The 5,020-nt window shown below is 54.0% G+C and carries 3 protein-coding genes and 1 pseudogene; all 4 read right to left on the bottom strand.

The window, feature by feature from the left end; genetic code table 11:
* The coding region (gene pglZ / locus P8H27_RS20400) for a BREX-1 system phosphatase PglZ type A (protein ID WP_289639575.1) at positions 1-1,956 on the bottom strand (1,956 nt) is incomplete at its 3' end.
* A 136-nt stretch (positions 1,957-2,092) separates the two neighbouring features.
* Positions 2,093-3,025 (bottom strand): nucleotidyl transferase AbiEii/AbiGii toxin family protein, encoded by a 933-nt coding sequence (locus P8H27_RS20395; protein WP_289639574.1) that lies wholly within the window; start codon positions 3,023-3,025, stop codon positions 2,093-2,095.
* Positions 3,015-3,779 (bottom strand): type IV toxin-antitoxin system AbiEi family antitoxin, encoded by a 765-nt coding sequence (locus tag P8H27_RS20390; protein ID WP_289639573.1) that lies wholly within the window; start codon positions 3,777-3,779, stop codon positions 3,015-3,017. The genes P8H27_RS20395 and P8H27_RS20390 overlap by 11 nt, the downstream gene beginning before the upstream one ends.
* 108 nt (positions 3,780-3,887) lie before the next feature.
* A pseudogene (locus tag P8H27_RS20385) lies at positions 3,888-5,020 on the bottom strand (hypothetical protein); the annotation flags it as partial.

Raw genomic sequence — 5,020 nt, 5'->3', positions numbered from 1 at the left:
CAGAAAGCCGTGATCAGCCGTCACCAACACCCGATGACCGTTCAGGTTATTGATGATGCGACTTACGATGGACTCCAACTCTTCAATAGCATCGCGGCAAGCACTGAAGGTGCTGCTCTCGGTGCTTGCGGTGTCACCAACGGCATCAATCTTGTTGTGATAAATGTAGATAACACGGTAAGGCTTGATCAGCTCTCGCCCATCAGTCTTGTTCATGGTCAGGAAGTCTTCGGCACGCAGGGCCAGACCATTCACGCTGGCTAGAATCTTGTTACGCGCCTCAAGACCATCACTACTCAGTCCATCCACCTGAACCAAGCCCGCATCGGTATAGCTCAGAGACTTGTGCGGCAGCAGGCTGGCCATACCGAGCTTGGTGTAAGACGGCAGAACACCCAGTTGGCTACTCAGCTCTGCGGCGAACCTATACTTACCATTTAGCGACTCACTCAGCTCCTGAGCCACCTCGTAGCGCAGCGCATCGCTGATCACCACGAACACCCGACGATCCTCGCCACCTTTCAGATAGCGCTCCACCTCCTCGGCATAGAAGTTTTGTTGATTGAGTAGGTCAGGCAATTGCCACTGTTGCAGCAGGCCGCCATCGACGAAGCTGCCCCACTTCTGTGCTAGTGGTTGCAGGAAGCCATTCAAGTAGTCCTGCTCAACTCGGGAGGTCAGCGGGGACAAGGCGTCCGGACTACGTGCGTACACAGCATCAGCGGCTTCGTGATACATCCGGTAGAGTTGATCGAAACGATAAAGCTCACCGGTGTAAGCGCTGTAGCAGGCCTCAGCGGAAGCAAAAGAAAAACCGCCGGCGTAACGCAGCTTCAGCTCGAACAGTTCAGATGCTGCAATCAGCGAGCGGTAGTAGGCGTACCAAACCGAACGGTTGGCGTCCTCGTTATCTGGCCAGCGAGGATTGGCCCAGTAACCATCCATGCGCCGGCTGGCCATATCCCGCAATTTCAGGCCAACCGCTTCGCTGGTATTAGAGAGCACGGCATCTCGCAAACGCTCGGCAATCTGACGCTCAACATCAACAAAGGTACTGACGGCCATCAGTGCTTCCAAAGGCACCTGAGCCAACAATTCTGTCGGACGTAGATCTGCCGCCACCCGCTTCGATAAACTATCATATGCACGCTGCCGCAAGGTGCTGTCGCGCCACTGCGACAAGAAGACCGCGACATTTGCAGCGCGTGCGGGGTTGAGCTGGAGAGCCTTTAGGTTAGTCGGGGCCTGGGAATGCAAGGCATGCCCGATATCAGTTGCAAACAACCGCACCAGGAAATGACGCAGGGATGGTTCGCCATGCTGATAACCGAAGGCCTGCAACATCAGCTGCCAGAACACCGGTTGCATATCGAACTTAGAGATCGACTCCCACAGAGGGTTATTCTCAAGTTCTTCGGCCTCGGCCAAGGTGGCGAAAATAGCCGTGAGCACTGCAAACAATTCAGCCTGCTCAACCTTGGCCAATACCGCGAGGATCTTCAGATCTAACGCTGCCTCATCGTCATCCGGATTGAGCAGTCGCTGGATCTTGGTTACCCGATCTTTACTGGCAAAGAACGCACTACGCAGCTTCAGGTGCTCACGCAAACTGTGCTGACGCAGTCCCAGTTCCTGCAAGAGCATGGACGTACGATCCGCTGCAAATGGCGCGGCATAAAGTCGAATATCCAGCAACCAATCCTGCTCTGGCTCGGGGCGATGACTGTCTTCGTAAATAAGGAAAAGGCCACTCGGATTCAGCAACTCGACCTGTTGCTTGATCGCCAGCGCTGGCGTCTTCGAGCGGCGCAAAACCTGAACATTCTGCAAGGTCAGCGCTTCCAAGGTCTCGCTGAACTCGCCCATCGGATCTTCCCACCAAACCACTCGGCTGACGGCAAACTGCTGCTGTAGGCCGTCGATGATCCGTTCGATTTGTGCAGACTGCTCAGACATCAATCACCGCCTCCAGTGGGTTTATAAAACCCACCTAAAATAAACTTTCAGTGCTTTTTTAGAATAAAAAATAAACCAACCGTACAGGGCTGGGTTTCCAACCAATGCGTTATGAGGAGCTTTGAACCACGGAGATTTACTGGCCAGACCTCACCATCAAACGCAGTAAAACCTGCTCCAGTCGAGCCAAGGACTCTGCGCGCTTACCCTCAGCCATGGCGCGAATATTTGTAAGTTTCCAGTTAACGGCTGGCAGCTCTGAAATACCAGCCAGATCGAGCAGCGACCAGTCGGGCTGGCCACGTTTAAGTGATAGCAAAAACGCGACATCCCGATGCGCGATCTGTGCTCGAATGGCATCCATTAACGCGGCCTGGGTGGCTTCGAGCTGATCCAGGCCGACAGTCTCGCGTGTCATGCCAGAAAACTCAGCCTGATAGATCTGCTTCAGAGGTTTCCAGCGTGGCTCCAACAAATCAGCCATCGGCCGGCCATGGCTGATTAGATACACGAGAAAACCTTCAAAGATTTCCCGCGTCAGCCCCTCCTCCCTAAGCATCAGCATCACATCAAACAAATCACGAGGATGCTGACGGTCGAGTGCAGCGCAGATTTTACCTCCATAGAGATCCGGCAAAGACACGACCGGCATACTGGCAAAGCCAAACTCATCCTCGACTTCTGCGACCACATCCCGCTGCACAGGCAGATGCACAGTACCGCGCAGCACCGGAGAAACTTCGACTTTGATCTGCGCCGTTGCTGAGCGCACAAGAATGCGAAGCTCATCCGGTCGATTGGTTTGCAGAGTGGCTTTGACGCCTGGCATGCCCCGCTCGACAGATGCTGCAATACGGCCCAGTGCTGCACGCGCATCATCCAAGGCTTCTTGCCGTGAAGCATTCGGCAAGTAAGCCAAGTCGATATCAACCGAAAGACGGGGCAAATTGCGCACAAATAGATTGATGGCGGTTCCGCCTTTCAATGCAAAACAGTTTTCCACCGCGACCAAGGGTAGCGTCTGCACTAAAAGACGAACCTGGGCTGCATAACGAGCATCAAGAGGCATCAGCAAATTGCTCCGGCACCGTAATCAGAAATTGCTTGTCCAGACACCCACCCGCAATTAACTGCCGTTTGCCAGTACCCAGGTCGACTCGCATCACATCGAGACGGGAATACCACGCATGCCCAGAATGGCGTGCCAGCAACAGAAACACCCGTTTCACACGTACTGAGCGACAGGCCTCCAGCAAGCGTTGTAAACGCCTGGGGCTCAGGGTCGCCAAACCGTTTAGCAGCTCCGCTACCGAACTGAACAATGCCTCATCTTGACTGGCGTGGATCAGCTCAAGTACCGCCCGCTCAGGACAGGAAATCTGCAACTCGAACTCGCGATGAGCAGGCTTGAAGGTTTGCCAGGCAGCAGAATCCAGCTCGCTGAAAAGATTGGCCGCAATGCAGCGAATCGACACCCCCCACTTATGTTCAGCGAACCAGCCAGGCAGTCTTAAACCAGGGGGGGCAAACAAGGTCACCACATCCTCGCCTAGCGGCAGGTAGTGGCTGTAGCCTTGCAAAGCAAGGGCAGTTTGGCCGCCTGGCCAGACTTTCAAGAGGCCGTCCTGCTGCAAGCCAAATACGCCTCCCAGCCAGTCGACGCTATCGCTACGGCGCTGCCAGGCACCATGGCCAATCCGCTCAATCCAACCGGACTGCTGGTACTTGCGCGCTAGGCTACTGCCAACACCATGCTGGTGTAACCAGCTCTGAGTGACAATAACTCCAGAGGGCCAGTCTGCAATGAGATGGTTTATTTTCACGCATAAAACCTAGCGAAATGATCATCCGATTGAAAAATTATAAACCAAAGCATCATTACCACAAGCTAGAAATACCCTGGGGAGCGCAGTTATCAAGATCTGAGCGCCTCAATCACTACCAATCAATCCCAACAGTATTTGCTCCAGGCGATCCGCTTCGGCAGCTACCGAGGCCGCAATAAAGGCTAGCTCCTCACTGTTGAAATGAACGACCGGATGACAGGCCCTAACGGCCAACTGCCCACGTTGGTCAACGTGGAAATCCACCAGATCAAATTCCAGATTACGCTTGAGCGTATGGGTCACGAGCGGGCACGCAGACATGGCTTTTCCATTCCGTGCCAATGCCTGCGTGGCGTGGCTATCCAAGACGACTGAGCTAAAGATCACGTGCGAATCGTTGAGCCGCCATGCCACCAACTGCTCACGAGCTTCATGGTGGAACAGAAATGAAAGCAATCCATCGCCCTGCTCCCTGATGGTGACGCGACCACTTTGTTCGCAAAGGGCAGAGATCATTGCCTTCAACTTGAGCCTAAAGTTGCTGGGGACGACCACTAATTTTCCAGCACCCATGACCCGTTGATAAACATCCATCACTTCTTGGTTAATCAAAACCTCTTCACCACCTGCATACACCTCGGCATTGCGCTGAATCAGCAACGCATCGGTGTCCGGCTCAACCCCGACAAGCTGCAATCGAACTAGTGGATCAGCCTGCATACCTCGCAACCAATCGACTCGCCCGCCTGCATCGAGGCCCTCCAGAGCACATACACGCTCTGAGACTGAACTGGCGGAAAGAAGCAGCTCAGCAAACCCTTTTGCACTGCGCACCTGAATTGAAATCGGAGCTAGCTCATCCCCACTCCAGCCCCAACCATCAGAGGTTTCACGAAGTACCTGCGGCTGGCTGGAGTGATTGAGCATATGGGTAATGCAACGCTCGACTTGACCACGAACATGGCTCAATCGGCTTTCTACCCTGCCCTGTTCTACGACGAGCGATGAGCACAAGCTCTCTCCGGACAAATCCTCCAGACCGATCCTGAACAAGCTTTCGAGTGGCTCAGTAATCTGTGGCTCAATTCCATTTGAGCAAGCCAACTGCTGACGAAGATCGATGTCTTGCTGAAATGACACACTGCTATCGCCCAATTTATGCAGTGAGCGCTGGAAAGCGTTCAGATTGGCTGCGGCCTGGCGAACCTGAAAAAACTCAAGGCTCTCACGAATATGTG

It is taken from the genome of Pseudomonas sp. sp1636 (assembly GCF_030376615.1).
GTDB lineage: Bacteria > Pseudomonadota > Gammaproteobacteria > Pseudomonadales > Pseudomonadaceae > Aquipseudomonas.
The sequence above is the reverse complement of the archived record's forward strand: the minus strand, read 5'-3'. Positions and strand labels throughout refer to the sequence as shown.

Coding starts and splice junctions, on each gene's coding strand:
- P8H27_RS20395 (WP_289639574.1), bottom strand. CDS start 3,025: ATGCCTCTTGATGCTCGTTATGCAGCCCAGGTTCGTCTTTTAGTGCAG.